At 64.0% G+C, this 26304-nt stretch carries 28 protein-coding genes, 1 tRNA gene and 1 pseudogene; 7 read left to right on the forward strand and 23 right to left on the reverse strand.

The genetic code is table 11. From position 1 onward, the window contains the following. Nucleotides 1–109: 109 nt before the first annotated feature. Nucleotides 110–297: pseudogene (locus AC1DYS_RS27330) on the reverse strand (ABC transporter substrate-binding protein); the annotation flags it as partial. 211 nt (nt 298–508) lie between these two features. Here AC1DYS_RS27330 and AC1DYS_RS27335 point away from each other — a divergent pair. After that, nucleotides 509–1120: a cysteine dioxygenase family protein gene (locus AC1DYS_RS27335; protein ID WP_477904714.1), complete on the forward strand. Its 612-nt coding sequence runs from the start codon at nt 509–511 to the stop codon at nt 1118–1120. Between the two features lie 2 nt (nt 1121–1122). Further along, on the forward strand, nt 1123–2718 hold the full coding sequence (locus AC1DYS_RS27340; protein ID WP_477904715.1) for a rhodanese-like domain-containing protein: 1596 nt from the start codon (nt 1123–1125) through the stop codon (nt 2716–2718). An 11-nt stretch (nt 2719–2729) separates the two neighbouring features. Here the strand turns inward: AC1DYS_RS27340 and AC1DYS_RS27345 are convergent, their stop codons facing one another. Further along, on the reverse strand, nt 2730–3347 hold the full coding sequence (locus AC1DYS_RS27345; RefSeq protein ID WP_477904716.1) for a TetR/AcrR family transcriptional regulator: 618 nt from the start codon (nt 3345–3347) through the stop codon (nt 2730–2732). A gap of 117 nt (nt 3348–3464) precedes the next feature. Here AC1DYS_RS27345 and AC1DYS_RS27350 point away from each other — a divergent pair, with 117 nt between their 5' ends. Both AC1DYS_RS27350 and AC1DYS_RS27355 read left to right on the forward strand, forming a co-directional pair. After that, nucleotides 3465–4967, forward strand: coding sequence for a 2OG-Fe(II) oxygenase (locus AC1DYS_RS27350; protein WP_477904717.1), 1503 nt, complete (start codon nt 3465–3467; stop codon nt 4965–4967). Continuing rightward, nucleotides 4964–5587 carry an HD domain-containing protein gene (locus AC1DYS_RS27355; protein ID WP_477904718.1) on the forward strand — a complete coding sequence of 208 codons (624 nt, stop codon included), beginning with the start codon at nt 4964–4966 and terminating at the stop codon, nt 5585–5587. The genes AC1DYS_RS27350 and AC1DYS_RS27355 overlap by 4 nt, the downstream gene beginning before the upstream one ends. Before the next feature lie 10 nt (nt 5588–5597). Here AC1DYS_RS27355 and boxA read toward each other — a convergent pair whose 3' ends face one another. The 4 genes from boxA to AC1DYS_RS27375 all read right to left on the reverse strand — a co-directional run bounded on the left by boxA (nt 5598) and on the right by AC1DYS_RS27375 (nt 10982). Beyond that, on the reverse strand, nt 5598–6872 hold the full coding sequence (boxA, locus tag AC1DYS_RS27360; protein ID WP_477904719.1) for a benzoyl-CoA 2,3-epoxidase subunit BoxA: 1275 nt from the start codon (nt 6870–6872) through the stop codon (nt 5598–5600). A gap of 2 nt (nt 6873–6874) precedes the next feature. Then, nucleotides 6875–8302, reverse strand: a complete 1428-nt coding sequence (gene boxB, locus AC1DYS_RS27365) for a benzoyl-CoA 2,3-epoxidase subunit BoxB (protein ID WP_477904720.1) — start codon at nt 8300–8302, stop codon at nt 6875–6877. A gap of 18 nt (nt 8303–8320) precedes the next feature. Then, nucleotides 8321–9982, reverse strand: coding sequence for a 2,3-epoxybenzoyl-CoA dihydrolase (gene boxC / locus AC1DYS_RS27370; RefSeq protein ID WP_477904721.1), 1662 nt, complete (start codon nt 9980–9982; stop codon nt 8321–8323). A gap of 88 nt (nt 9983–10070) precedes the next feature. Further along, on the reverse strand, nt 10071–10982 hold the full coding sequence (locus tag AC1DYS_RS27375; RefSeq protein WP_477904722.1) for a helix-turn-helix transcriptional regulator: 912 nt from the start codon (nt 10980–10982) through the stop codon (nt 10071–10073). Nucleotides 10983–11096: 114 nt separating this feature from the next. Between AC1DYS_RS27375 and AC1DYS_RS27380 the strand changes: the two genes are divergently transcribed. Both AC1DYS_RS27380 and AC1DYS_RS27385 read left to right on the forward strand, forming a co-directional pair. Then, a complete protein-coding gene (locus AC1DYS_RS27380) occupies nt 11097–12662 on the forward strand; it encodes a benzoate-CoA ligase family protein (RefSeq protein ID WP_477904723.1) in 1566 nt (521 codons plus the stop codon). Further along, a complete protein-coding gene (locus AC1DYS_RS27385; protein ID WP_477904724.1) occupies nt 12659–13447 on the forward strand; it encodes an alpha/beta fold hydrolase in 789 nt (262 codons plus the stop codon). Before AC1DYS_RS27380 ends, AC1DYS_RS27385 begins: the two co-directional genes overlap by 4 nt. On the opposite strand, the gene AC1DYS_RS27390 is transcribed toward AC1DYS_RS27385, so the two are convergent. Beyond that, a complete protein-coding gene (locus AC1DYS_RS27390) occupies nt 13434–15230 on the reverse strand; it encodes a feruloyl-CoA synthase (RefSeq protein ID WP_477904725.1) in 1797 nt (598 codons plus the stop codon). The genes AC1DYS_RS27385 and AC1DYS_RS27390 overlap by 14 nt on opposite strands. A 144-nt stretch (nt 15231–15374) precedes the next feature. Between AC1DYS_RS27390 and AC1DYS_RS27395 the strand changes: the two genes are divergently transcribed. Then, nucleotides 15375–15977, forward strand: a complete 603-nt coding sequence (locus tag AC1DYS_RS27395; RefSeq protein ID WP_477904726.1) for a TetR/AcrR family transcriptional regulator — start codon at nt 15375–15377, stop codon at nt 15975–15977. A 42-nt stretch (nt 15978–16019) separates the two neighbouring features. Here AC1DYS_RS27395 and rpoD read toward each other — a convergent pair whose 3' ends face one another. From rpoD to rpsH, 16 genes are all read right to left on the reverse strand, one after another. Beyond that, entirely contained in the window at nt 16020–18026 is a 2007-nt protein-coding gene (gene rpoD / locus AC1DYS_RS27400) for an RNA polymerase sigma factor RpoD (protein ID WP_477904727.1), read from the reverse strand. Nucleotides 18027–18462: 436 nt separating this feature from the next. Further along, nucleotides 18463–18539, reverse strand: a tRNA-Met gene (locus AC1DYS_RS27405). Nucleotides 18540–18694: 155 nt separating this feature from the next. Beyond that, complete coding sequence (gene rplQ, locus AC1DYS_RS27410; protein ID WP_477904728.1) at nt 18695–19090, reverse strand: 50S ribosomal protein L17; 396 nt, start codon at nt 19088–19090, stop codon at nt 18695–18697. A gap of 139 nt (nt 19091–19229) precedes the next feature. Then, the gene (locus AC1DYS_RS27415) at nt 19230–20216 is read right to left on the reverse strand and encodes a DNA-directed RNA polymerase subunit alpha (protein ID WP_047489379.1); all 987 of its coding nucleotides are present in this window, start codon (nt 20214–20216) and stop codon (nt 19230–19232) included. A 149-nt stretch (nt 20217–20365) separates the two neighbouring features. Continuing rightward, nucleotides 20366–20989, reverse strand: coding sequence for a 30S ribosomal protein S4 (rpsD, locus tag AC1DYS_RS27420; protein ID WP_477904729.1), 624 nt, complete (start codon nt 20987–20989; stop codon nt 20366–20368). Between the two features lie 162 nt (nt 20990–21151). Then, nucleotides 21152–21553, reverse strand: coding sequence for a 30S ribosomal protein S11 (rpsK, locus tag AC1DYS_RS27425; RefSeq protein WP_477904730.1), 402 nt, complete (start codon nt 21551–21553; stop codon nt 21152–21154). A gap of 47 nt (nt 21554–21600) precedes the next feature. After that, entirely contained in the window at nt 21601–21966 is a 366-nt protein-coding gene (gene rpsM, locus AC1DYS_RS27430; RefSeq protein ID WP_047489370.1) for a 30S ribosomal protein S13, read from the reverse strand. 47 nt (nt 21967–22013) lie between these two features. Beyond that, nucleotides 22014–22127 (reverse strand): 50S ribosomal protein L36, encoded by a 114-nt coding sequence (rpmJ, locus tag AC1DYS_RS27435; RefSeq protein ID WP_011830995.1) that lies wholly within the window; start codon nt 22125–22127, stop codon nt 22014–22016. Between the two features lie 49 nt (nt 22128–22176). Beyond that, nucleotides 22177–22395, reverse strand: a complete 219-nt coding sequence (gene infA, locus AC1DYS_RS27440) for a translation initiation factor IF-1 (RefSeq protein ID WP_047489367.1) — start codon at nt 22393–22395, stop codon at nt 22177–22179. Between the two features lie 43 nt (nt 22396–22438). Further along, nucleotides 22439–23749, reverse strand: coding sequence for a preprotein translocase subunit SecY (gene secY, locus AC1DYS_RS27445; RefSeq protein ID WP_047489364.1), 1311 nt, complete (start codon nt 23747–23749; stop codon nt 22439–22441). Nucleotides 23750–23775: 26 nt separating this feature from the next. After that, complete coding sequence (rplO, locus tag AC1DYS_RS27450; protein WP_477904731.1) at nt 23776–24207, reverse strand: 50S ribosomal protein L15; 432 nt, start codon at nt 24205–24207, stop codon at nt 23776–23778. A 16-nt stretch (nt 24208–24223) separates the two neighbouring features. Beyond that, entirely contained in the window at nt 24224–24406 is a 183-nt protein-coding gene (rpmD, locus tag AC1DYS_RS27455; protein WP_477904732.1) for a 50S ribosomal protein L30, read from the reverse strand. Between the two features lie 20 nt (nt 24407–24426). Then, on the reverse strand, nt 24427–24945 hold the full coding sequence (gene rpsE, locus AC1DYS_RS27460) for a 30S ribosomal protein S5 (RefSeq protein WP_047489355.1): 519 nt from the start codon (nt 24943–24945) through the stop codon (nt 24427–24429). A 9-nt stretch (nt 24946–24954) separates the two neighbouring features. Continuing rightward, nucleotides 24955–25323: a 50S ribosomal protein L18 gene (rplR, locus tag AC1DYS_RS27465; RefSeq protein ID WP_047489352.1), complete on the reverse strand. Its 369-nt coding sequence runs from the start codon at nt 25321–25323 to the stop codon at nt 24955–24957. A gap of 12 nt (nt 25324–25335) precedes the next feature. Then, nucleotides 25336–25869 carry a 50S ribosomal protein L6 gene (rplF, locus tag AC1DYS_RS27470; RefSeq protein WP_477904733.1) on the reverse strand — a complete coding sequence of 178 codons (534 nt, stop codon included), beginning with the start codon at nt 25867–25869 and terminating at the stop codon, nt 25336–25338. A 16-nt stretch (nt 25870–25885) separates the two neighbouring features. Continuing rightward, nucleotides 25886–26281, reverse strand: a complete 396-nt coding sequence (gene rpsH / locus AC1DYS_RS27475; RefSeq protein ID WP_047489345.1) for a 30S ribosomal protein S8 — start codon at nt 26279–26281, stop codon at nt 25886–25888. Nucleotides 26282–26304: the final 23 nt, after the last annotated feature.

Genomic DNA, 26304 nt, shown 5'->3' on the forward strand with positions numbered 1-26304 from the left:
GGAACAAGCCCTCAGGCTTCCAGAATTCGCTCGAAGGTGTTGCGCACGTCGCGCCGCGCCCATTGACCAGAACACGCGCGTGACTGTCGGTCCCGGCGAGTGCGGTTTAAGGCTCCCGGGTGGGTCCATGCATCGACCGATGCCTGCGGTCAGCGCGAGCTTGGCTTGGGCAGGTGGCGACAAGCGGAAATGGACGTCATTGCCGGTCAAACCTGCCGATGCCAAAGCGCGCAGCGTGACAAAGTGACCGATGGAAGCGCGGTTCGTGCCGACACTTTTTCCTTTGAGGCTCACAGCAAAACCGCCGTGCCATAGCCACCATTCGCGCCTGTGCTGTGGGCCTCACGAGAGAAAGGAATCGCTGCACTCGGCGCGATCAAGGCATTGAACGGGCGGCGCCTCATGCGCAAAGGTATCGGCGGCAGCCGCAGCGGCATGCGAATGAAAGCGAGCATGCTTATTTGCTGCAGATTTGCGAGACTGCAGGCTCAGGCGCGAAGGAACATCGATGAGCACCTCACCACACACCAACACCGCAGCGTTGCGCCGCTTCGTCGGCGCGCTCACGGCGCTGGTCAACCGCAGCCAGGACGAAGCGCTTCTCGTGCGCGAAGGCAGCGCGCTGTTGCGCGAGCTGATTGCGCGTGATGACTGGTTGCCCGAAGAGTTGACCAAGCCGCACCCGCAGTACTACCAGCAGTACCTGCTGCATGCCGACGCGCAGGAGCGCTTCAGCGTGGTCAGCTTCGTGTGGGGGCCGGGCCAGGCCACGCCGATCCATGATCACACGGTGTGGGGCCTGATCGGCATGCTGCGCGGCGGCGAAGTCGCGCAAGACTACCGGCCCGGTCCGGGCGGCGCATTGGTGGCGCACGGCGCGCCGCGCACACTGAAACCGGGTGACGTGGAAACCGTGTCACCAACGCTCGGCGACGTGCACCGCGTGAGCAACTTCTACTCCGACCAGGTGTCGATCAGCATCCACGTCTACGGCGCCAACATCGGTGCGGTGCACCGCCATGTCTACACCGAAGACGGCCAGCGCAAGCCCTTCGTCTCGGGCTATTCGAACGCGTGGCTTCCGAACCTGTGGGACCGCTCCAAGGAACTGACTCAGTGACCGTGACCACCTACCAAGACGTGCGCGCCGCATTGCTGGCGCGCGAAGAGATCGCAGTGCTCGACGTGCGCGAGGAAGACCCGTTCGCCCAGGCCCACCCGCTGTTCGCGGCCAACCTGCCGTGGTCGCGGATCGAGCTCGATGCGTGGCAGCGCATTCCGCGGCGTGACACCCGCGTGGTCGTGTATGACGACGGCGAGGGCCTGGCCGCCGATGCCGCAGAGCGCCTGCGCGCGCTAGGCTACACCGACGTGAGCCTGCTCGATGGTGGCCTGGCCGGCTGGCGCGATGCCGGCGGCGAGCTGTTCCGCGACGTCAACGTGCCGAGCAAGTCCTTCGGCGAGCTGGTGGAGTCGCAACGCCACACGCCCTCGCTCGCTGCCGAAGAAGTGAAGGCCTTGCTCGACGCCGGCACCGACATGGTGGTGCTCGATGCAAGGCGCTTCGACGAGTACAACACCATGAGCATCCCCAGCGCGATCAGCGTGCCGGGTGCCGAGCTGGTGCTGCGTGCACGTGCGCTCGCTCCCGATCCGAAGACACGCGTGGTCGTGAACTGCGCAGGGCGCACGCGCAGCATCATCGGCACGCAATCGCTGGTGAACGCCGGCTTGCCCAACCCGGTGGCGGCCCTGCGCAACGGCACCATCGGGTGGACGCTCGCAGGCCAAGCGCTGGACCATGGGCAAGCGCGGCGCGCCGGCCCGGTCGACGAAGCCACGCACCGCGCCGCCTTGTCCCGAGCCAGGCAGGTGGCCAATGCAGCCGGCGTGCGCCGCATCTCGCTCGATGCCCTCACCGCACTGGAGGAGCCGGGGCGCACGCTCTACCGCTTCGACGTGCGCCACCCCGAGGACTACGCCGGCGGGCACGTGCGCGGCTTCAGCAGCGCGCCGGGTGGGCAGCTGGTGCAGGAGACCGACGTGTTCGCGCCGGTGCGTGGCGCACGCATCGCACTGATCGACGACGACGGCGTGCGCGCCTCGATGACGGCCTCGTGGTTGGCCCAGATGGGCTGGGAGGTTTACGTGGTCGATGGTGCGCAAGCGAAAGACTTCGACGAAACACAACCTGTGCAACGCCAACCCACCGTCGATAGCTCGCGCATGGTGACGCCCGCGCAGCTCTTCCAGTGGCGCGCGGACGGCGGTGACACCACGCTCGTCATCGACCTCGGCCCCAGCATCCGCTACGGGAAGCAGCACGTGCCGAGCGCCTGGTTCGCACTGCGCTCGCAGCTCGCCAGCGCGTTGAAGGCCCTGCCGCCGCACGAACGCATCGTGCTCACCGACGACACCGGCGACCTCAGCGCCTTTGCCGTGAACGACGACAGCCTGAAGGGTGAAGCCGAAGTCTGGTCGCTCGAAGGCGGCAACGCCGCGTGGATCGCGGCGGGCCACCACACCGAGAAAGGCGAAGAGCGCTTGGCCTCACCACGCATCGACCGCTACCGCCGGCCGTATGAAGGCACCGACAACCCGCGCGAGGCGATGCAGGGTTACCTGGACTGGGAGTTCGGCCTCGTCGCTCAATTGGCGCGCGATGGCACGCACGGGTTCGAGGTGCTGAGCGCCGAGGCGATCGACGCGGCTGCTTAACCAGCGTCGGCTTAGGCCTTCGGCGCGGCAGTGATGCCGAGCATCGCAAAGCTGATTGCCGCGTCAGCCGCATAGCTGGCCGGCATCACGTCACCGGCGGCACTGGAGAGCTGGAACGCGCCTTCCATCAGCGCCACCAGGCCTGCAGCGAGTGCAGCAGCGCCGTCCGTCGAACGGCGGCGCTCGGTGCAGCAGTCGGCCACCAGCTGCGTCAGTTCTGCCAGCTCGGCTGCCACGGCCTCTTGGTACAGCGCCCTCACCTCCGGCTGGCGCACGGCTTCGGCGCCGACCATCACCCAGGCCGCCACCATGTCGGGCGCGGCACCCGCCCCCAGGCCCAGGCGAGCCTCGATGTAGGCGCGCAGCCTCTCGCCGGGCCCACCCGCCTTGGCGGCAGCATGCTCAAAGCGGGCGCGTGCGAACTCGACGATGCCCTGGACCAGGGAGACCAGGATCTCCTGCTTGCTCTTGAAGTGGTAGTGAATCAGCCCCGGCGTGAGCCCGGCTTCGCGCGCAATGGCTTGAATGGTCGCCTTGTCGTACCCGTGGCGAGCCATCACCGGCAGCATGGCAGCCACGATCGCGGCCCGGCGGTGTTCGGTGTTCGCTGCGCTTGCGGTTCGGGCCATGTGCGTGATTTATTTGGTTGATCGACCAAATTCTAGTTGCACACGATGGGCACCGGCTCTAGACTTCAATTAATTGGTCAATCAACCAATTAATGGCAGACCCTCGGAAAGCGGCTTATGCATGCCCTGGTTTCACCTGACGCCCTCGTCACCTACCCTCTTCCCGCGAACTTCGGCTTCTGCGCCGTGGTCCCCGGCATTCTGTCGGCCGACGAATGCCGGCAGCACGTCGAGCGAAGCGAGGCACGCGGATATGCGCCGGCCGACAGCGACTACCCGCCTTCGTATCGCAACAACGACCGGCAGGTGCTCGACGACGCGGCGTTTGCACACTTCTTGCTGGAGCGCCTGGTTCCGCACGCACCGGCCACGCTGACTCGGGACAAAGCGCTCTGGGCCCTGGAGGGCATCAACGAGCGCTTTCGCTTCTGCCGCTACCGTGCGGGCCAGCAATTCAACATCCACCAGGACGGCGTTCACCACCGCGGCGGGGACCGGCAGTCGTGCCTCACCTTCATGATCTACCTCACCGATGGCGATGACTTCGGCGGCGGCGACACCTTGTTCTATTCGGCCGGCCCGGCGGGCGACGCCCACGGCACGGCCGCACGCCTCATCGGCCGCGTGAGGCCACGCGCCGGCAGCCTGATCCTCTTCGACCACACGCTGTGGCACGCCGGCGAGGCCGTCACCTCGGGTGTGAAGCACATCCTGCGCAGCGATGTGATCTATCGCCAGCAAGCAGTCAACGCGGACACGCCACCAGGCGCTTTCGAACCCGCACACGAAGGCTATGTGTGGGCGCTGGCTCGCACTGGCGCAAACGCCCTGGCCAGCGGCGGGCGCGACGGCCTCATCCGCCTCTGGCGCAACGACGGCCGGTCGCTGGGTTCGCTGCAAGGCCACCGCCAGTCGGTGCTCGGGCTCGCAGCGTTGCCGGGCGGGCGCCTGGCCTCCGTCTCTCGCGACCGCAGCCTGCGCTTGTGGGATGTGGAAGTGCGGCGATGTGAGCGCGTCGTCACTGCCCACACTTCAAGCGCCCTGTCCGTGACCGCCTTGCCCGGTGGCGATCTCGCCACAGGCGGTGCCGACGCGCTGGTGAAACTCTGGCGTAGCAATGGCGACGCGCTCGCGACGCTCGACGGTCATGAGGGCTGGGTCTGGAGCGTCGTGGCATTGACCAATGACGTGCTGGCCTCGGCCTCGGAAGACGGCACGCTGAAACTGTGGCGGCGTGGAGATGGGCGGTGCCTGTTCACGTTGCCCGGCAGCGTGCCGCTGCGCGATGTGCTCGCGCTCGATGGCCGCCGGCTGCTGAGCGGCGACATCGAAGGCCGGCTTGCCGTCTGGGAGTCGGATGGCCGTCGCTGGCACATGCGTCATCGCCTGCGGGCACACGACGCCGCCGTGCGCCGGCTGCGCATGCTGGGCCCCGGTTTGCTGGCGACGGCAGGAGAAGACAACCGGGTCCGCATCTGGCGGCTGGCGGACTGGTCGTTGCTGTCGCAGTCCCGGCACGACAACTTCGTCACCGATGTGCTCGCGTTGCCCGATGGCGGGCACCTGAGCTGCTCGTACGATGGGCGCATTGCCACCCACTCACCTGCGAGCGCGATGTGAAGGACCTTGATGCAAGCTGGCAGTCGGCATGGACCGCAGCAGGCTGGGCCGCTCCTGACCACGCCCTGCTCGACGATCTGCTGCAGCGCTACAACGAACCGCAACGCCACTATCACACGCTGCAGCATCTGAGCGAGTGCCTGGCCCAGGCCCCACGCGTCACCGCCCTGGCCGAGCGACCGGGCGAAGTGCTGATTGCCCTGTGGTTCCATGACGCGGTGTACGACATCGGCCACCGCGACAACGAAGCTCGCAGCGCGGTGATGGCACGCGATGCCGTGCGGGCGGCCGGTGGAGACGATGAAGCCACGCAGCGCGTGCACGATCTGGTGATGGCCACGGAGCACCATGCCATGCCCATCACCCGCGACGCGCAGGTGCTCGTCGACGTGGACTTGTCCATCCTGGGCGCGGCGCCCATTCGCTTCGACGAGTACGAGCGGCAGGTGCGCGATGAATATCGGCACGTCCCGGAGTTGCTGTTCCGCAGCAAGCGGCGAGAAGTGCTGGAAGGCTTTCTGCAGCGGCCGCGCATCTTCAACACCGAGGCGTTCGCCGGCGAGTTGGAAGCGCAGGCGCGTAGCAACCTGCGCCGCTCGATCGATCAGTTGGGCGGCTGATCGCCGTCAGTCAATAGGTCTCGAGATGCAGTCGCCCTTCGCGCTGCAAGGTGGCACCCACTGCGTCCCATGACAGGCCGGCGTCGGTGGCCACGTCGCGCAGCGCCAGCACCACGCCCTCTTCCATGCTCTTGAGTCCGCACACGTAGATGAAGGTGGCAGGGTCTTGCAGCAGCGCCGCGAGGTCGGCGGCGCGCTCGCGCATCAGGTCTTGCACATAACGTTTGGGTTGGCCTGGGGTGCGTGAGAAGGCGAGGTTGATGTCGATGAAGTCCTTGGGCAGGCTTTGCAGCGGGCCGAAGTACGGCAGCTCTTGCTGCGTGCGCGCTCCAAAGAAGAGCATCAGCTTGCCGCCTTCGAATTTTCCCGTCTTGCGCAGGCGACGGCGCCACTCGGTCATCGCGCGCATCGGGGCGCTGCCAGTGCCGGTGCAGATCATCACGATGTTCGACTTCGGGTGGTTCGGCATCAGGAAGCTGCTCCCGAACGGGCCGATGACCTGCACGGCGTCACCCACCTTCAGGTCGCACAGGTGGTTGGACGCCACGCCGCGCACGGGCTGGCCCTGGTGGTCTTCGGTGACGCGCTTCACCGTGAGCGAGACGTTGTTGTAGCCAGGGCGCTCGCCATTGCGCGGGCTGGCCACGGAGTACTGGCGCGCGACATGCGGACGGCCCTTGTCGTCCACACCCGGCGGCACGATGCCGATGGACTGGCCTTCGAGCACCGGGAACGGCATGTTGCCGAAGTCGAGCACGATGTGATGGGTCTCGCTTGCGAAGCCGGCTTCGGTGCAGTTGAAGTTGCCGGCCACCGTGGCGGTGGTGGGGTGCTTTGGGCCGTAGAGGTTGGTGTAGGCGTGGGCGGCCGACCACGGCGGCACGCGGGCGCCGAACGAGGCGGAGTTGAAGGGGGCTTCTTCGCCGGGCGATGCGGTCGCGGTGGGTGTTGCGACCGGCGCCGCTTCGACCTGGGATTCGGCCACGCCATCAGCCGCGAGTTGATCGGCCGTCAGTTCAAGGGGCAGCTCATCCCAGGTCAACTGCTCTTCGATCGAGTACGCCTTGGTGCGCGGCACCGTGCGCCAGTTGTCGATCGAACCCGTGGGGCACGGCGAGATGCAGGCCATGCAGCCGTCGCACACGTCGGCACGCACGACGTAGTTGCGGTCGTCGTGTGTGATCGCACCGATCGGGCAAGTCGCTTCGCAGGTGTTGCAGCGAATGCAGATCTCGGGATCGATCAGGTGCTGCTTGATGACGGCAGCTTCGACGGCCATGTCCATCTCTAGTTGAACCGCACGTACTCGAAGTCCGCCGGTTGCCGGTTGATGCCCATCACCGGCGGCGCGATCCAGTTGGCAAACTTGCCGGCATCGACCACGCGGCCCATCAGCGAGGCGACGAAGGCGCGGTCGCCTGCGGTGGGCAGCCATTCGTCCTGGTGCGCGGCCCATTCGGCATCGCTGACCACACGGCCGTCGGGCGACATCTTGATGCCGGCGAGCGCGCCGATCTGGCGGTTGAAGGCCTTGTGCGGGACCACCAGGCGGGTCGGGATGCCGGCCTTCTCAAGCACCTTGTTCCAGCGGCCGACGCCGGCCACCGAGTCTTTGATGAAATCGTCACGCAGCACTTCGTTCAAGGCATTGAGCATCGGCACCTCTTTTTCCACCAACTGCCCGTTCTGCACTTCGAGCACCTTGTAGGTCTGGCCCTTGAGCACATGGTCGTCGGTTCGCTTGCCTTCTTCGTAGCGGCCCTTCAGGCCCGAGCTGTAGAAGGTGGCAGCGTTGCTCGACTGGTCGGCGCCGAAGAGGTCGATGGTCACGCTGTAGTGGAAGTTGAGGTAGCGCTGGATGGTCGGCAGGTCGATCACGCCGGCGGCGCGCAGCGTCTTCGGGTCGTCGGTCTTCAGCTCGTTCATCACGGCCGCGGTGCGCGACACCACGCGCGAGACACCGCTCTCGCCGACGAACATGTGATGCGCCTCTTCGGTCAGCATGAACTTGGTCGTGCGGGCCAGCGGGTCGAACGCGCTCTCGGCCAGCGCCGACAGCTGGAACTTGCCGTCGCGGTCGGTGAAGTAGGTGAACATGAAGAAGGCGAGCCAGTCGGGCGTCTGCTCGTTGAAGGCGCCGAGGATGCGCGGGTTGTTCTCGTCGCCGCTGCGGCGCTCGAGCAGCGCGCCGGCCTCTTCGCGACCGTCGCGGCCGAAATGCTTTTGCAGCAGGTAGACCATGGCCCACAGGTGGCGGCCTTCTTCGACGTTGATCTGGAACAGGTTGCGCAGGTCGTACATCGACGGCGCGGTGAGCCCGAGGTGGCGCTGCTGCTCGACGGATGCAGGCTCGGTGTCGCCCTGCGTGACGATGATGCGACGCAGGTTGGCGCGGTGCTCGCCTGGCACGTCTTGCCACACCTTCTCTCCCTTGTGGTCGCCGAAGTGCACTTCGCGGTTGGCGTCACCGGGGTTGAGGAAGATGCCCCAGCGGTAGTCGCGCATCTTCACGAAGTCGAACTGCGCCCAGCCCGACGGGTCGACGCTCACGGCGGTGCGCAGGTAGACCTCGTAGTCGGTCGAACCCTCGGGGCCCACGTCGTCCCACCAGTTGATGAAGTTGGGCTGCCACTGCTCGAGCGCGCGCTGCAGCGTGCGGTCTTCGCCGAGGTTGACGTTGTTGGGGATCTTCTCGCTGTAGTCAATGCTGGACATGGTGGTTCCTGAATTCGATCAGACGCGGTTGAGGTCGAACTGCGCTTTATCGCCTTTGCCGTAGACCTTGAGCGCCCCCTTCTCGCCCACCGCATTGGGCCGCTGGAAGATCCAGTTCTGCCATGCAGTGAGACGGCCGAAGATACGTGTGGCCATGTTCTCCTTGCTGGCGAAGCGCAGGTTGGCTTCGAGCCCGGTGAGCGCGTCGGGGGACATGGCGCTGCGCTCTTCGATGGCGATGCGAATCTCGTCGTCCCAGTCGATGTCGTCAGGAGCAGCGGTGACGAGGCCGAGCGCATGAGCCTGGTCGGCGTCGAGTGCCTGGCCGATCGCGGCGCGCGCGGCTTGCAGCGGCGCGGCTTCGTCATAGAAGCGGCGGGCCAGGCGGGTCTGGTCGTTGACCATCGGGTAGAGCACGAAGTTGGCTTCGCTCAATGCAAGGCGCGGTGCGCGGTCGGCGTCGTCAGGCAGCGCGAGCATGTAGGTGCGGTCGGCCGCGAAGGCCAACTCGGCGAGGGTACCGGCGAAGCACGAACCCGGTTCGATCAACGCGAAGAGCGTGCGCGACGACACATCGAGCCGCGCCAGCGTGCGGCGCAGCACGCCGATGGTTTCGCGGACCAGCCAGTGGTTCTGGTGCTGCAGCAGCGACGCGTCGACGGCGAGCACCGACGCTGCATCACCTTCGGTCTTGAGCAGCCAAGTGCCGATGTCGAGCTCGTTGGTGCGCAGGCAGAGGATGGCATCGTCGAGCTGGCGCGCCATCGCGAGGGGCCACCAGGCAGCGCCGGCGGCTTCGATGCCGGCGACGTCTTGTGGCGTCGCATTCGTCGGCGCCTTGATCGTGATGGTGGCGGTGCGCTTGGCGCGGTCGATCTCGACATTCACATGCTCATAGCGCAAGGCATCGGCGCTGTCCGTGCGCTCGATGCGCGACAGGGCCACGCCCTTCGCGCCGGCGGGCCGGTCGCTCTGGCGGGCCAGCTCGGTGGCGCGCTCCTGAACATGCGCGCCGAACTTGGCGGGCTTCACGGCCGCATCAACCAGGCGCCACTCCACAGCGCGCTGGCCGCGCACACCTTCGACGCTGGTGCAGAAGATGTCCGCCAGGTCGTGCCGCACATGGCGCTTGTCGGTGACGCGGGTGAGGCCGCCGGTGCCGGGCAGCACGCCGAGCAAGGGCACCTCGGGCAGCGAGACCGACGACGAGCGGTCGTCGACCAGCACGATCTCGTCGCAGGCCAGCGCGAGTTCATAACCGCCGCCGGCGCAAGCGCCGTTCACCGCCGCGATGAATTTGAGGCCGGAGTGGCGCGACGAATCTTCGATGCCGTTGCGTGTCTCGTTGGTGAACTTGCAGAAGTTCACCTTCCACGCGTGGCTCGAGAGGCCCAGCATGAAGATGTTGGCGCCCGAGCAGAAGATGCGTTCCTTGTTGCTGGTGACGATGACGCTGCGCACCTCAGGGTGCTCGAAGCGCACGCGGTTCAGCGCGTCGTGCAGTTCGACATCGACACCAAGGTCGTAGCTGTTGAGCTTGAGCTTGTAACCGGGGCGCAGGCCACCTTCTTCGGCGATGTCGAGCAACAGCTTGGCTACCTCGCCCTCGAAGCTCAGCTTCCAGTGGCGGTATTGGGAAGGGTCGGTGCGGTAGTCCACGCGCAAGGTGTCGGTGCTCATGCAATCTCCTTCAGAGTCAATGAAGCATAGTGCATGAGTTTTATCACGTCAAAGGAAACATGCATCAAACTGCATGTCGGTTTCATGCTTACGCGAGATTGAGCGACGTCCGAACTTGCTCGCGCAGAGTCTGGAAGCTGTGTTCCAGCGTCTGCCCGCTGGTGTCCACGCTGAGGTCGGCCTTGGAATAAAAGGCCGCCCGGCCGGCCAGGATGCGCTTCAGGTCTTCCATCGCCTCGGCGCTTGCGGCCATCGGCCGCAGGTCGCCCTGGGCTGCCACGCGCCCCATGTGCTCTTCGGGGTCGGCCTGCAGCCAGACGGTGGTGCAGTGGGCGAGCAGCAGGTTCAGCGTGGCCGGGTCGGAGACCAGCCCGCCGGGCGTGGCCAGCACCATCTCGGGGTAGATCTGGATCGCCTCTTCGAGCGCGCGCCGCTCGTAGCGGCGGTAGGCGTTGGTGCCGTAGAGGTCGTGGATCTCGCGGATGCTGCAGCCGGCCACCTTCTCGATTTCGCGGCTGAGTTCGATGAAGGGCATGTCCAGATCGTCGGCCAGCATCTTGCCGAGCGTGGACTTGCCGGCACCACGGAGGCCGATCAGCGCCACGCGTTTGCTCTTGGCTTGCAAGTCTCCGCCGGTGCCCAAAGCCTGGCCGATGGCGATGCGGGCGCGCCGCAGATCGGCTTCGCTGCGCCCCTCGAGTTGCTCGCGAATCAGGAGCCATTCCGGAGAGGATGTGCTTACATCACCGATCAATTCGGCCATCGAGCAATGGATCGCCCGCGCCACTTGGTCGAGGATCAGCAGCGAGGCGTTGCCCGTGCCGTACTCGAGGTTCGCGAGATAACGCTCGGACACGTCGGCCGCCAGCGCCACAGCCTTGCGGGTGAGTCCACGTCGGGCCCGCAATGTGCGCAAGCGCTCACCCAACGCCACCAGCAACGGGTTCTTGTCTTCTTCTTTGGCAGCGCTACTCTCTGCCACCGGGTTCTCTTCGTTCACCGAATCTCCTGCACTATAGTGCTTGACGCTCAACCGGGCCGGCACTATTCTTCGCTGGAACAATAATGCATCCCATGGTCCGCGGCAAGGGCAGAGGTGCTTCAGGAGACGTCGATGAATGCCCCACATGCAGCCCCGCTCGGCCCGTCGTTCAACTTTGCCCAGCACCTGATCGAGCTGAACGCGGGGCGCACGGCGAAGACGGCCTACACCGACGATCACGGCACGCTGAGCTACGGTGAGCTGGCCGACCGCGTCAAACGCATGGCCGGCGCGCTGTTGAATTCAGGCCTGCGCCGCGAAGACCGTGTGCTGCTGCTGATGCACGACAACAACGACTGGCCGGTGAGCTTTCTCGGCGCGCTGTACGCGGGGCTGGTGCCGGTCGCCGTGAACACCTTGCTGACGACCGACGACTACGCCTTCATGCTGCAGCACAGCCGCGCGCAGGCTGCTCTGCTATCGAATGCGCTGTTGCCAACGCTGATGGCCGCCATGGTGCAGGGCGAGCATGAAGTCGGCAGCATCTTCGTGTCGCAGGCCGACGGGGCACTGCCGTCCGGCGGGCAATCCATCAGCGACGTGTTGGCGCGCAGCGAGCCGCTGGCACGCGCCGCCGCCACCACGCCAGATGACCCCGGCTTCTGGCTTTACTCATCAGGCTCGACCGGCAAGCCCAAGGGCACCGTGCACACGCACGGCAACCTGTACTGGACGGCCGAGCTCTACGGCAAACCCGTCCTCGGGCTGACCGAGCGCGATGTGTGCTTCTCGGCGGCCAAGTTGTTCTTCGCCTACGGCCTGGGCAATGCGCTGAGCTTCCCGCTGTCAGTGGGCGCAAGCGTGGTGCTGATGGCCGAGCGGCCCACGCCCGATGCCGTCTTCAAGCGCTGGACGCAGCACCAGCCCACCGTCTTCTTCGGCGCGCCAACCGGCTTTGCCGGCATGCTCGCCTCACCCAAGCTGCCGGCGCGCGGCGAGGTGGCGCTGCGCATGTGCTCGTCGGCCGGCGAAGCCTTGCCGGCCGAGATCGGCCAGCGCTTTCGTGCGCACTTCGGCTGCGACATCATCGACGGCATCGGCTCGACCGAGATGCTGCACATCTTCTTGTCGAACCGGCCGGGCGACGTGCGCTACGGCAGCACCGGCAAGCCAGTGCCAGGCTACGAGCTGGAACTGCGTGGCGACGATGGCCGGCCCGTGGCCGATGGCGAGATCGGCGACCTCTACATCAGGGGCCCGAGCGCCGCGCTGATGTACTGGCGCAACCGCGACAAGACCCGCGAAACTTTCCAGGGCGAGTGGACCAAGAGCGGCGACAAGTACGTGCGGAATGCGCAGGGCTACTACACCTACTCCGGCCGCAGCGACGACATGCTAAAGGTGAGCGGCCTCTATGTCTCGCCCTTCGAGGTGGAGGCCACCTTGATGCAGCACAGCGCCGTGCTCGAGTGCGCGGTGATCGGCAAGGAAGACGAAGAGGGCCTGACCAAGAGCAAGGCCTTCGTCGTGCTCAAGCCCGGTCAGCAGACCGACGAGGCCACGCTGAAAGCGTTCGTGAAGGACCGGCTGGCGCCGTACAAGTACCCGCGCTTTATCGAGTTCGTGGGCGAGTTGCCGAAGACAGCCACTGGCAAGATCCAGCGCTTCCGGCTGCGCGAACTCGAGCGGCGCGGATGAGCGGTTCGGAGTTCGCGCACATCGACTGGCGTGGCCGGCCAACGCGCATCGAATACCAGTGGATTTCGCCCGAGCTGAGTGACAGGCCGTTGCTGGTCTTCCTGCACGAAGGCCTGGGCTCGGTGGCGATGTGGAAGGACTTCCCGCAGGCGCTGTGTGACGCCGTCGGCGTGCGCGGGCTCGTGTATTCACGGCCCGGCTATGGTGGCTCGACACCGCGGCAGGCCGACGAGCACTGGGACGTCGACTACATGCACCGCCAGGCCGATGAGGTGTTGCCGGCGTTGCTGAGCGCGTTGCGCGTGGACGAACCGCCCTGGCTGCTGGGGCACAGTGACGGCGGCTCGATCGCGCTCATCCATGCGTCGCACTTCCCGTCGTCGGTGGCGGGCTTGATCGTGATGGCACCGCACATCTTCGTGGAGGAGTACGGCCTGGCGAGCATTCGCCAGGCGCGAGAAGCCTACACAGCGACCGACCACCTGCGCGGCAAGCTCGCCCGGTACCACGCCGACGTCGACTCAGCTTTCTGGGGCTGGAACGACATCTGGCTGGCGCCTGCGTTCAAGGCCTGGAACATCGAGCACGAGCTCGCGGCCATCACCTGCCCCGTGCTGGCCGTGCAAGGTCTGGACGACGAGTACGGCAGCATCGAACAAATCCGCGGCATCGCACGGCATGTACCGCAGACGCAGTTGGTCGAGCTGCCCCAGTGCGGCCATTCGCCGCAACGCGATCAGCCCGAGATGCTGATCGGCGCGGTGAGCCTGTTCATGCGCGGATGACCCGTGAGTTCGGAGGCTCAGCGTAGAGCACCTGCACGTCAGCGTCGCGCCGCGCCAGGGTCGTGCGTTGGTTGACGTAGCCCTTGTCGGTGATCTCGCCGGCGTCGGCACTGGGCGGCTCGCTCAGCACCAGCACACGCGCGGGGAACTGCGATGACCCGCCGCCTTGCGCGCGCAGCGCTTGCAGCGCGGTCCGGATCTTGTCCCCCAGCGCATCGGCCGAGAGCTGCCCGGCTGCAGCGCTGGGGAACAGCAGTGCGCCGACCTCGTCTCGGTCATGGCCGGTGATCACCGCGTCTTGCGCATACGGTGCGAGTGCGGAAACCAGGTTCACGCGCACGTTGCCCACCGACACCCAGGTGCCGGTCGTGAGCTTGAAGTCTTCGGCCACACGGCCGTTGAACACCACGCCGCATTCGGGGCGCTCAGGGTCGGCAAGCAGGCCAGCGTCACCGATCTTGTAGAAGCCTTCTTCGTCGAAGGCTTCAGCACTGAGATGCGGCGCATCGCGGTAGCCGGGGAACACGGTGACGCCGCGCACGCGCATTTCGTGCTTCTCGCCGTTGGGCACAAGCTTCAGTTCGATGCCGGGCATGGGCAGGCCGATGCAGCCGGCGCCCTCGAGTCGCCAGTGCGCGCTGGTGACGGATGGCGATGTCTCCGTCGAGCCCCACGAGGTGGTGAGCCAAAGCGGCTGGTCGGAGACCCGTGCCGCAAGCACCTCTAGCCGACGCCAGGTGGAAGGCGGCAACGCCGCGCCGGCGTAGAACACCAGGCGCAGTCGGGACAGCACGTCTCGCGCGAGATCGTCATCGGCCTCGAGGAACGGGAGCAGCATGTCGAGACCGCGGGGCACGTTGAAGTGCAAGGTGGGCCGCACGTCGCGCAGGTTGCGCACTGTGCGCTCGACCAGGCCGGGGGCGGGCCGGCCTTCGTCGATGTACAGGCTGCCGCCATTGCGCAGCACGAGGTTGAGGTTGTGGTTGCCGCCGAAGGTGTGGCTCCACGGCAGCCAGTCGAGCAGCACGGGCTTCTCGCGCTCGAGAAAGCGCCACGTCTGCGCAATCATCTGCTGGTTGGCGCAAAGCATGCGGTGGGTGTTGATGACGACCTTGGGCGTGCCGGTGGAACCCGAGGTGAGCAGGTATTTGGCGTGGTCGTCGGGTGCGATGGCAGCGAAGGCCCGTTGCACGTTCGGGCCTTCGTCGGCCTGGGTCAGGCTGTCGAAACTCTGGGCGCCCGGCACACGCTCGATCGCCCGGCTCAGCACCACCACCGCATCGGAGCCAGAAGCATTGATGGCTGCGCCGTAGACGTCGCCGTCAGACGCATAGACCAGCGCGGGCTTGAGCGCCTGCAGGATGCCGCGGATCTTGCTGTGGTCCTGCGTCTGGCGGCTGTACGCGCTCGACACCGTGCACACCGGGCGGCCGATGTGCATGGCCGCGAACATCAGCAGTGCGTGGTCGATGGCGTTGTCGGACAGCACGACCACGGGCCGCTGAGGCGGCAGATCGAGATCGAACAGGCTCTGTGCGATGCGGCCGACGAATCCGCGCAGCTCGCGCCAACTCAAGCGCCGCCAGCCACCTGCTCCATCGCGTTCGGCCAGCGCCAAGGCGTCGGGCGTTTCCGCGGCCCAGTGTTCAAGCCATTCACCGATGCAGCGCGCATAGTCGCCCAGCGGCTCGGGGGAACGCAGCACGAAGCTGCCATCCGCACGAAGCGACTTCAGGACCTTGGCTGGCGCCAGTGAATCGGGTTCTTCGAACAGTGCAGGCATCGCGTCGTCCCAGATCGACGGGCCGAGATGAACATACAGCCCTGTATGTTGAAATCGTGCCTGATCCAGAGGAATCCCGCATCGTGGTTTGCCCCGAGCCCCATACACTGCTGTCTTGACGAGTCACCGCTGATGCCATCACCGATGCCCCAAGCCGCCCGAAAGCCTCCCGCCCCTGACGCCGCACGCGGCTCTCTCACGCCAGAGCAATGGGTGCAGAGTGCCACGGAGCTGTTGGTCGACGGCGGCATCGATCATGTGCGCGTGGACGTGGTGGCCAAGCGCATCGGTGTGACGCGCGGCAGCTTTTACTGGCACTTCAAGGACCGCAACGACTTGCTGACGCACTTGCTCGACAGCTGGCGCAGCGCGGCCACGGAGCTGATCATCGAGCGCTTCGACCGCAAGCGCGACCAGCCGCGAGAACTGATTCGGGAGCTGTTGTCGTTGCCGTTTCGCGGGCGAGCGGCGGAGCGGGCAGCGCGCGTCGAACTGGCCATCCGCTCGTGGGCACGGCGCGACCCGATGGCGCGCCATGCCGTCGATGACGTCGACTCACGGCGCATCTCGTACATCGCGCAGTGCTTCTCGGCGCTGGGCTTCGACTTGGCGGAAGCGCGCTCCCGCGCCTTCTTGCTGTACGCCTACGAGGTGGCCGAGTCGTTGCTCGGCAACCAGGGCACGGCCTCGCAGAAACGTGAACGAGGCGCCCTGGCTGAGCGGCTGCTGCTCGCTCGCCTGGAGTGAAAACGCTGGCGAAGTGCCGGCGTTTTCAGGGGCTGACGGCCGTTACAGCGCGTCGGCGAAGGTGCGAAGCTTGTCCGACAGATTCGGGTGCTTGAGCTTGCGCAGCGCCTGCGCCTCGATCTGACGCACACGCTCACGGCTCATGTCGAACTGCTTGCCGACTTCGTCCACCGTGTGGTCGCCCGTCATGTCGATGCCGAAGCGCATGCGCATGATCTTCGCTTCGTGAGGCGCCAAGCCATCCAGCAGCTCACAAACGACCGACCGAAGGTTCGACTGCATCGCAGCTTCCATCGGGGCAACGTTGCTGGTGTCTTCGATCATGTCGCCCAGCGTGGTGTCGCCATCGTCGCCAAGCTGCAGCTCCATCGAGATGGGCTCCTTGGCGATCTTCATGATCTGGCGAATCTTGACCTCGGGAATCTCGAGCTTGGCGGAGAGCGTGGCGGCATCCGGCTCGAAGCCGAACTGCTGCAGATGCTCGCGACTTGCACGGTTGATCTTGTTGATCGACTCGATCATGTGGACCGGCACGCGGATGGTCCGCGCCTGGTCGGCGATCGCCCGCGTGATGGCTTGGCGGATCCACCACGTCGCGTAAGTCGAGAATTTGAAGCCGCGGCGGTATTCGAACTTCTCGACTGCCTTCATCAGGCCGACGTTGCCTTCCTGGATCAAGTCGAGGAATTGCATGCCGCGGTTGGTGTACTTCTTGGCGATGGAAATAACCAGGCGCAGATTGGCCTCGATCATCTCGGCCTTGGCGTCGCGCATCGCGCGTTCGCCTTCGCTCATCCTCTTGTTGATGGCCTTCAGTTCATCGAGCGGAACAACGCTCTGCGCCTGAATCTCGGCCAGCTTGGTCTGGTGCTCCTGGATCGCGGGCACGCTGCGGCCCAACGCGGCACCATACGACGCGCTGACAGCGGCTTCGTCGATGGCCCATTGCAAGTTCAGCGCGTTGGCCGGGAAGTTCTCTACAAAGTGCTGCTGCGGCATGCGGCACTTGTCGACCGCAATCCTGCGGATCTCGCGCTCATGGCGCCGGACCTCTTCAACCTGCAAGCGTGACATCGAGCAGAGCCTGTCAATCGTCTTGACGGTGAAGCGCAGCGTCATCAACTGGGCGCTGAGCGCCTTCTGGGCCTTGCTGTAGGCGGTCGACCCATAGCCGCTCTTCTCGAAGGCTTTGCGCAACGACTTGAAGGCAGCATTGATCGCCTCGAAGCGCTCGAGGGCGGCGCTCTTCATCTCTTCCAGGCGGCGGGTGGTCGCGGGGCTGCCACCGCCGTCGGCGTCATCCGCCTCGTCGCCGTCATCGAATGAGTCGATGTCTTCTTCGGCCACGTAGTCGTCGGCTTCGTCGGCAATGACCAGGCCATCGACGACGTCGGAGATTGGCAACTCGCCGGCAGCCACTTTTGCGCCGCTCGCGAGGATCTCCGCGACCACGGCAGGGTTGGCAGAAATCGCCAACAGCATCGCTTGCAAACCGCCTTCGATGCGCTTGGCGATCTCGATCTCGCCTTCACGGGTGAGCAATTCGAACGAGCTCATTTCCCGCATGTACATGCGCACCGGATCCGTTGTCCGCCCGAACTCGGAATCGACCGTCGAGAGCGCACCCTCGGCGGCTTCTTCGGCTTCCTCGTCAGTCGCAGCGGCGCCCGTACCCCCGGCAATCAGCAGCGTGGCGGCGTCAGGAACGTGCTCGTAGACGGCGATGCCCATGTCAGTGAGCAGGCCGACAGTGGCTTCGATCGCTTCGGCGTCAACCAGCTTTTCTGGCAGGTGATCATTGATCTCCTGGTGGGTCAGGAACCCGCGGCTCTTGCCCATCTTGATCAGCGCGGTCAACTCGACGCGACGCTTTTCAAGCTCGACCTCGGTCAAGGTGGTGACGTCAAGGCCGAACTCGCGGATCAGTGCGCGTTCCTTCGATTTCGGCACTTTCACGCGCAGAGGCTTGGCCTTGGGTTCGACCTTGGCGGCTGCAACGGCTGCAGAGCCGGTGATGGCGAGTGAGGAGGTGCGAGTCTTGGCAGTCATGCGGTTCCTGGACGAAAAGTGAGCCGGTCAGAGCCCGAATAAGTGGGGACGGTTTCGTTGGTTAAAACCTACCCATAGATGCTTCAAGGTGGCCTCGGCACGCATCTCGCGGCCGGGGATTCAGTGATAGCACCCGGGCTTGTTTTTTGAAAGCCCACTTCGATTTGAGATGCAGTGTCATTCGCGAGTTCCAAGCCAGTCGTGTTCCGCTTCTGAAGACGAAGATCGCCCGATACCAACAGCAACCGGCGCCCGGGACGATTGCCATTCCGGGATCGGCCCGCCACAAGACCAATGGTCACGCGCGCCATAGCAATCAGTCAACCAGCAGGCGTAAAACCTTGGGGCTTCGTCAGGCCTGTTGCGAGACGAGCCCCTGAATGCAAAAAAGCCCGCACTCGGCGGGCCTTTTGATTTCTTCTTTTCTCGAGAATTTTGGTTGCGGGGGCTGGATTTGAACCAACGACCTTTGGGTTATGAGCCCAACGAGCTACCAGACTGCTCCACCCCGCGACTGAGCCTATGAGTATAGCAGAGTTGCTCTCTGACGTCACCTGTTTCGCTGAGCCATTTGAGGGGTCAGTGCATCAATGCACTGGAACCTGAGTCCCAACGAAAAAGGGCCAGCTCGCGCTGACCCTTTTCAGAATCTGTCGTGACGACAGCCGTTATTCAGCCTTGTCGCCAGCGGCCTCTTCAGCCACTTCGGGACGATCGACCAATTCGACGAACGCCATCGGCGCGTTGTCGCCAACGCGGAAGCCCATCTTCAGGATGCGGGTGTAGCCGCCCGGACGCGCCTTGTAACGCGGGCCGAGTTCGTTGAAGAGCTTGGCGACGATGTCGCGATCACGGGTGCGATCGAAAGCCAGGCGGCGATTGGCCAGAGTGGCTTCCTTGGCGAGCGTGATGAGCGGCTCGACGACACGGCGCAGTTCCTTGGCCTTGGGGACCGTTGTCTTGATGGCTTCGTGCTGCAGCAGCGAATTGCACATGTTGCGCAGCATCGCCTGGCGATGTTCGCTGGTGCGGTTGAGTTTGCGGAGTCCGTTACGGTGACGCATGGTGCTTTTCCTTTCTGACTAACTTATGAACCCCAGCCGTATCAGGTACTGGGGGTTGCACGATCAAACGCGTCAAGCTCGAGGGCGGCGCGTCTGTCATCCGATGACGGCCTGAGGCCGTCTTTCTACTGGTGAAGTACTAGCGCTTGTCCAGGCCTTGCGGAGGCCAGTTTTCAAGGCGCGCGCCGAGCGTGAGCCCGCGCGATGCCAGCACTTCCTTGATTTCGTTGAGCGACTTGCGACCCAGGTTCGGAGTCTTCAGCAGCTCGGTCTCGGTGCGCTGGATCAGGTCGCCAATGTAGTAGATGTTTTCGGCCTTCAGGCAGTTGGCCGAACGCACGGTGAGTTCGAGCTCGTCAACCGGACGCAGCAGGATCGGGTCGAACTGCGTGCTGCGCTGAGCCGGCGCATCGAACGCGGCGATCTCGCTGCCTTCGAGCTGCGCAAACACGGCGAGCTGCTCGACCAGGATCTTGGCCGAAGCGCGGATGGCTTCTTCCGGCGTGATGGCGCCATTGGTGGCGATTTCCATTACGAGCTTGTCGAGGTCGGTACGCTGCTCGACACGGGCGCTCTCAACGGTGTAGCTCACGCGCGAAACGGGCGAGAACGACGCGTCGAGGACGATGCGGCCGATGGACTTCGTCGGCTCGTCGCCAAAGCGGCGCATCGTGCCAGGCACATAGCCACGGCCCTTCTCGACCTTGATCTGCATGTCGAGCTTGCCGCCTTGCGAAAGGTGCGCAATCACGTGCTCAGGATTGATGATTTCGACGTCGTGCGGGGTCTGGATGTCACCGGCCGTGACGGGCCCCTCGCCTTCCTTGCGGAGGACGAGCGTGACTTCATCACGGTTATGCAGGCGGAACACCACGCCCTTGAGGTTCAGCATGATGTGAACGACGTCTTCTTGCACGCCATCGACCGTCGAGTACTCGTGGAGCACGCCAGCGATCGTCACTTCGGTCGGCGCATACCCCACCATCGACGAGAGCAGAACACGGCGCAGCGCGTTGCCCAGCGTGTGGCCATAGCCACGCTCGAATGGTTCGAGCGTGACCTTGGCGCGGTTGCCGCCGAGCGGCTCCACATTGATGGCTTTGGGTTTGAGCAGGTTTGTTTGCATGAGGTCTTTTCTTTCAATACCCTCGGTTCGTTACACCGATAAGGCTGAGGGGACCACGGGAGCGGCTCGCGCCGACACCCGACGAAGGAAACTGAAACAGGCCGCCGCGCCTGYCGTCGGCGAAGCGCATGCGGCCAGCGCGCAAGAGATCAGCGCGAATAGAGTTCGACGATCAGGGCTTCCTTGATGTCGGCACCGAATTCATCGCGGTCTGGCGTCTTCTTGAACACGCCTTCAAGCTTGCTCGCATCGACCTGCACCCAGTTCGGCATGCCTTGGCCTTCCGCCAACTTCAGCGAGTCGACGATGCGCAGCTGCTTCTTGGACTTTTCACGCACTGCCACAACGTCACCGACCTTCACCAGGTACGACGCGATGTTGACCACTTCACCGTTGACGGTGATGGCCTTGTGCGAGACGAGCTGGCGGCCTTCGGCGCGCGTGGACCCAAAGCCCATGCGGTACACGACGTTGTCAAGGCGCGACTCGAGCAGCAGCAGCAGGTTGGCACCGGTGTTGCCCTTGCGGCGCTCGGCTTCAGCGAAGTAACGGCGGAACTGACGCTCCAGGATGCCGTACATGCGCTTGACCTTCTGCTTTTCGCGAAGCTGCAGGCCAAAGTCGGAGGTGCGGGTGCCAGAAGTGCGGCCATGTTGGCCAGGCTTGCTGTCGAACTTGACCTTGTCCCCGATCGGGCGGCGAGCGCTCTTCAGGAAAAGGTCGGTGCCTTCACGGCGTGCGAGTTTGCCCTTGGGGCCTAGGTAACGTGCCACGTTGCTTCCTTTGTCAATCTGACGCGTGCCTCACAGGGCTCGCGCGAGTCTGGCGGGTGTTGTTTTGTGCTCAGACGGTGGGCTTATGAAACCTTGCGGCTTCAACGGAACCGCCGGCCAGCACCTTGAAGCGCTGGCCGGCGACGAAAAACGGACGATCAATCAGATGCGACGGCGCTTTTGCGGACGGCAACCGTTGTGCGGCACCGGCGTCACGTCAGAAATCGAGTTGATGCGGATACCCAGCGAGGCCAGTGCACGCACCGACGACTCGCGGCCGGGGCCGGGGCCCTTGATCCGTACATCCAGATTCTTGATGCCTTGCTCTTGTGCGGCACGACCGGCCACCTCTGCAGCCACCTGAGCCGCGAAAGGTGTCGATTTACGCGAACCCTTGAAGCCCTGACCACCGCTGGATGCCCACGACAGGGCTCCGCCTTGACGGTCGGTGATCGTGATGATCGTGTTGTTGAACGACGCGWGGACGTGCGCGATACCGTCCGCAACATTCTTGCGGACCTTCTTGCGCACGCGCTGGGCGGCGGTATTGGGTGCTTTAGCCATATCGACTCTTCCTCTTTGTGCTCGTCAGACTGCTTGCCGAGCAGCGATCACTTCTTGACCAGTGCGCCGGACTTGCGCGGGCCCTTGCGGGTACGAGCATTCGTCTTGGTGCGCTGACCACGAACCGGCAGACCGCGGCGATGGCGGAAACCGCGATAGCAACCGAGGTCCATCAGGCGCTTGATGTTGATCGACATCTCGCGGCGCAGATCGCCTTCGATGGTCATGCGACCAATCTCTTCACGGAGCTTTTCCAGGTCCGCATCCGTCAGGTCCTTGATCTTGCGATCGAACGGGACACCGCTGGCGGTGCAGAGCTTCTGCGCCGTGGAGCGGCCGATGCCGTAGATCGCAGTCAGGCCGATTTCGGCGTGCTTGTGCGGCGGAATGTTGATACCAGCAATACGTGCCATGGGCTTCCTCTATTCGCTTAACTCGTCAACGCGTCGTCGAAGGCCGTTCAGCCTTGGCGCTGCTTGTGACGCGGATCGGTACAGATCACGCGCACAACACCCTTGCGACGGATGACCTTGCAATTCCGGCACATCTTCTTCACCGATGCTGCAACTTTCATGCTCTTCTCCTAGGTCCCTTCGGACCGCTTCAATTCAATTCTCTTGCACTCACTTGGCGCGAAACACGATGCGTGCCCGCGTCAGGTCGTAAGGCGTCAACTCCACTGTCACCTTGTCGCCGGGCAGGATGCGGATGTAGTGCATGCGCATCTTCCCGGAGATGTGACCCAGCACGATGTGCCCGTTCTCCAACTTCACCCGAAACGTGGCGTTGGGCAGATTCTCCAGAATCTCGCCCTGCATCTGAATGACGTCGTCTTTCGCCATGCCTATCGTTTCGTTGTCTTTCAGTTCACCTTCGCCAGCGTCGTCAGCCGGCCTTGAAACTTGCTTTCTTCAGCAGCGACTCGTACTGCTGGCTCATCACATAAGACTGCACCTGGGCCCAGAAGTCCATCGTCACGACAACGATGATCAACAGCGAGGTGCCGCCGAAATAGAACGGAACGTTGTACTTCAGCACCAGAAACTCAGGCAGAAGACACACGGCCGTGATGTAGATCGCGCCAGCCAGCGTCAGCCTCGACAGGATGCGATCGATGTGCTTCGCGGTCTGCTCGCCAGGGCGGATGCCGGGAATGAAGGCACCGCTCTTCTTGAGGTTGTCTGCCGTCTCACGGCTGTTGAACACCAGCGCCGTATAGAAGAAGCAGAAGAACACGATGGCCGTCGCAAACAGCAGCACATAGATGGGCTGGCCTGGCGACAGCATACCGGCCAGGTCCTTCAACCACCGCAGGCTGTCGCCGGTGGCGAACCATCCGACCACGGTCGCTGGTAGCAAGATGATCGACGACGCAAAGATCGGCGGAATCACACCCGACATGTTCAGCTTGAGTGGCAAATGCGACGACTGGCCACCGTAAACCTTGTTGCCAACCTGCCGCTTGGCGTAGTTGACCAATATCTTGCGCTGACCGCGCTCGACGAACACCACCACGAAGGTCACACCAGCGACGATCACCACGATGAACAGCGCCACCAGCACGCTCATCGCACCGGTCCGCACCAATTCAAGCAAGCCACCAATGGCGTTCGGCAAACCAGCCGCGATACCGCCAAAGATCAGGATCGAGATGCCGTTGCCGAGACCGCGCTCGGTGATCTGCTCACCCAGCCACATCAGGAACATCGTGCCAGCCACCAGGCTAACCACCGCCGTCATGCGGAAGCCAAATCCCGGGGAAATAACCAAACCCGGCGAGCCTTCCAGTGCAAGCGCAATACCCAGCGCCTGGAACAGGGCCAGGCCCAGCGTACCGTAGCGTGTGTACTGCGTGATCTTGCGGCGGCCGGATTCGCCTTCCTTCTTCAGCGCTTCCAGGCTCGGCACCACATAGGTCATCAACTGCATGATGATCGACGCCGAGATGTACGGCATGATCCCCAGCGCGAAGACTGTGAAGCGCGACAACGCCCCGCCCGAGAACACGTTCAACAGATTCAGGATGCCGCCTTGCTGGCCCTTGAACATCTGCTGCAGCTGGATCGGGTCGATGCCAGGCACAGGAATGTGCGCACCCAGGCGATACACCACCAGTGCGAGCAGCAAGAACACAAGCCGGCGACGGAGGTCACCGAACTTGCCGCTCTTGGCCAGCTGATTCGCGTTGGTTGCCACTGAACGTTGTTCCGTTTACTTGAAGCTCAAGCGACCGAACCGCCGGCCGCCTCGATGGCTGCCTTGGCAGCCGCGGTAGCGCCGATGCCCTTGAGCGAAACCTTCTTGGTCAGCTCGCCGGTCTTGATGACCTTGACGACCTTGGCAAGCTGCCCGACGAGGCCAGCTTGCTTCAACGTCAGCATGTCGATCTCGTCGGCACCCAAAAGCTCCAGGTCAGCCAGCGTCACTTCGGCGTTGTACTTCAACGTGGTCGACTTGAAGCCGCGCTTCGGCAGACGACGCTGCAGCGGCATCTGACCGCCTTCGAAGCCCACCTTGTGATAGCCACCCGAGCGCGACTTCTGGCCCTTGTGACCACGACCCGCTGTCTTACCCAGGCCAGAGCCGATGCCACGGCCAACACGACGGCGCGCACGCTTCGAACCAGTGGCGGGCTTGATGCTGTTCAGTTCCATGTTCTTTCCTTCGACCTCAGAGCACCTTCACCAGGTACTGGACCTTGGTGATCATGCCGCGCACGGACGGGGTGTCTTCGAGCGTTGATTCGCTGTTGAGCTTGCGCAGGCCCAGCCCGCGCACCGTGGCACGGTGCGATTCGCGCGTACCGGCGATGCTGCGAACCAGCTTGATCTTGAGTGTCTTCTTGTCAGCCATGTTGTTTCTCCGTGCGCCGATCAGCCGAGGATTTCTTCGACCGTCAGGCCACGCTTGGCGGCCACTTCGGCCGGCGTGCTGATGTGCTTCAGTGCGTCGAGCGTCGCACGAACCATGTTGTAAGGGTTCGATGAACCCAGGCTCTTGCAGACGATATCGGTCACACCCATCACCTCGAACACAGCGCGCATCGGGCCGCCGGCGATGATGCCGTCACCGGGCTTGGCCGGGGCCATCAGCACGCGCGAAGCGCCATGCTCACCGACCACCTTGTGATGGATCGTGCCGTTCTTGAGCTGCACCTTGAACAGGTTGCGGCGAGCAGATTCCATCGCCTTCTGCACGGCCACCGGAACTTCCTTGGCCTTGCCCTTGCCCATGCCGATGCGGCCGTCGCCATCACCAACGACAGTGAGGGCGGCGAAGCTCAGCGTACGGCCGCCCTTCACCACCTTGGTGACGCGGTTCACCGCAATCATCTTTTCCTTCAGGCCGTCGTCGTTGCCTTCGGTCTGTGCGCGAGGTTGAAACTTTGCCATCTTGATTCCTTAGAACTGCAGGCCGGCTTCGCGAGCGGCTTCGGCCAGCGCCTTGACGCGGCCGTGGTACGCAAAACCTGCGCGATCGAATGCAACTTTCTCGATGCCAGCAGCCTTCGCCTTTTCAGCAATCCGCTTGCCGATCAGCGTGGCGGCATTCACATTGCCACCCTTGCCCGCAGCGCCCAATTCCTTGCGAACATCGGCTTCGGCAGTCGAGGCGCTGGCGAGCACCTTTGCACCGTCGTCAGAGATGACGCTTGCGTAGATGTGCAGGTTGGTGCGGAACACCGTCAGGCGAGCCACGCGCTGCGTCGCAATGCGAGCGCGAGTCTGGCGGGAGCGGCGAACGCGCTGATCTTTCTTGTTCAGTGACATGGTCGTCGCTCCTTACTTCTTCTTGGTCTCTTTGATCGTGACCTTCTCGTCCGCGTAGCGGATGCCTTTGCCCTTGTAGGGCTCAGGCGGGCGAATCGCGCGAACTTCCGCAGCGATCTGACCCACCACTTGGCGGTCAGAGCCCTTGATCACAATCTCAGTCTGGCTCGGGCACTCGACCTTGACACCGGCCGGCATGTCTTTCGCCACTGGGTGCGAGAAACCGATCTGCAGATTCAGCTTGCTGCCAGCAGCTTGAGCACGAAAGCCCACGCCAACCAGCGTCAACTTCTTCTCGAAGCCTTTGCTCACGCCGTTGACCATGTTGGCCACCAGAGCGCGCATCGTGCCCGACATCGCATCGGCTTCCACCGAGTCGTTGGCCGGCACGAATTCGATCTTGCCGTCAGCATTCTTGATGGTTACCAGCGAGTTCACCTGGCGCACCAGCGTACCGAGCGTACCCTTGACGCTGATCTGCTCAGCAGTGATCGACACATCCACACCCTTGGGGATGGCGACCGGCATTTTTCCTACGCGGGACATTTGATTCTTCCCTTCCTTAGGCGACGTAGCAGAGCACTTCGCCGCCGATACCAGCTTGGCGTGCCTTGCGGTCGGTCATCACACCCTTGGGCGTGGTGACGATGGCCACACCGAGACCGTTCTTGACGTTCGGAATGTCGTGCCGACCTTTATAGACGCGCAGACCCGGACGACTCACACGCTCGATGTGCTCGATCACGGGACGGCCGGCGTAGTACTTGAGGGTGACCTCGAGTTGCGGCTTGGCCTTGTCACCGATCACGGCGAAATTCTCGACATAGCCTTCGTCCTTCAGGACTTGGGCAATCGCCACTTTCAGCTTCGACGCCGGCATCACGACATTGGTCTTCTCGACCATCTGCGCGTTGCGAATGCGGGTCAGCATATCGGCGATAGGATCACTCATGCTCATAGGGAAATCTCCTGATCGTCCTG

The organism is Rhizobacter sp. P2_G4 (genome assembly GCF_056403575.1).

Excerpts from the sequence above, each read along its gene's own strand:
- AC1DYS_RS27335 (WP_477904714.1), top strand. The coding sequence starts at position 509 with ATGAGCACCTCACCACACACCAACACCGCAGCGTTGCGCCGCTTCGTC.
- AC1DYS_RS27345 (WP_477904716.1), bottom strand. The coding sequence starts at position 3,347 with ATGGCCCGAACCGCAAGCGCAGCGAACACCGAACACCGCCGGGCCGCG.
- AC1DYS_RS27350 (WP_477904717.1), top strand. The coding sequence starts at position 3,465 with ATGCATGCCCTGGTTTCACCTGACGCCCTCGTCACCTACCCTCTTCCC.
- boxA (WP_477904719.1), bottom strand. The coding sequence starts at position 6,872 with ATGGACATGGCCGTCGAAGCTGCCGTCATCAAGCAGCACCTGATCGAT.
- boxB (WP_477904720.1), bottom strand. The coding sequence starts at position 8,302 with ATGTCCAGCATTGACTACAGCGAGAAGATCCCCAACAACGTCAACCTC.
- boxC (WP_477904721.1), bottom strand. The coding sequence starts at position 9,982 with ATGAGCACCGACACCTTGCGCGTGGACTACCGCACCGACCCTTCCCAA.
- AC1DYS_RS27380 (WP_477904723.1), top strand. The coding sequence starts at position 11,097 with ATGAATGCCCCACATGCAGCCCCGCTCGGCCCGTCGTTCAACTTTGCC.
- AC1DYS_RS27385 (WP_477904724.1), top strand. The coding sequence starts at position 12,659 with ATGAGCGGTTCGGAGTTCGCGCACATCGACTGGCGTGGCCGGCCAACG.
- AC1DYS_RS27390 (WP_477904725.1), bottom strand. The coding sequence starts at position 15,230 with ATGCCTGCACTGTTCGAAGAACCCGATTCACTGGCGCCAGCCAAGGTC.
- AC1DYS_RS27395 (WP_477904726.1), top strand. The coding sequence starts at position 15,375 with ATGCCCCAAGCCGCCCGAAAGCCTCCCGCCCCTGACGCCGCACGCGGC.
- rpoD (WP_477904727.1), bottom strand. The coding sequence starts at position 18,026 with ATGACTGCCAAGACTCGCACCTCCTCACTCGCCATCACCGGCTCTGCA.
- rplQ (WP_477904728.1), bottom strand. The coding sequence starts at position 19,090 with ATGCGTCACCGTAACGGACTCCGCAAACTCAACCGCACCAGCGAACAT.
- AC1DYS_RS27415 (WP_047489379.1), bottom strand. The coding sequence starts at position 20,216 with ATGCAAACAAACCTGCTCAAACCCAAAGCCATCAATGTGGAGCCGCTC.
- rpsM (WP_047489370.1), bottom strand. The coding sequence starts at position 21,966 with ATGGCACGTATTGCTGGTATCAACATTCCGCCGCACAAGCACGCCGAA.
- rpmJ (WP_011830995.1), bottom strand. The coding sequence starts at position 22,127 with ATGAAAGTTGCAGCATCGGTGAAGAAGATGTGCCGGAATTGCAAGGTC.
- infA (WP_047489367.1), bottom strand. The coding sequence starts at position 22,395 with ATGGCGAAAGACGACGTCATTCAGATGCAGGGCGAGATTCTGGAGAAT.
- rplO (WP_477904731.1), bottom strand. The coding sequence starts at position 24,207 with ATGGAACTGAACAGCATCAAGCCCGCCACTGGTTCGAAGCGTGCGCGC.
- rpmD (WP_477904732.1), bottom strand. The coding sequence starts at position 24,406 with ATGGCTGACAAGAAGACACTCAAGATCAAGCTGGTTCGCAGCATCGCC.
- rpsE (WP_047489355.1), bottom strand. The coding sequence starts at position 24,945 with ATGGCAAAGTTTCAACCTCGCGCACAGACCGAAGGCAACGACGACGGC.
- rplR (WP_047489352.1), bottom strand. The coding sequence starts at position 25,323 with ATGTCACTGAACAAGAAAGATCAGCGCGTTCGCCGCTCCCGCCAGACT.
- rplF (WP_477904733.1), bottom strand. The coding sequence starts at position 25,869 with ATGTCCCGCGTAGGAAAAATGCCGGTCGCCATCCCCAAGGGTGTGGAT.
- rpsH (WP_047489345.1), bottom strand. The coding sequence starts at position 26,281 with ATGAGCATGAGTGATCCTATCGCCGATATGCTGACCCGCATTCGCAAC.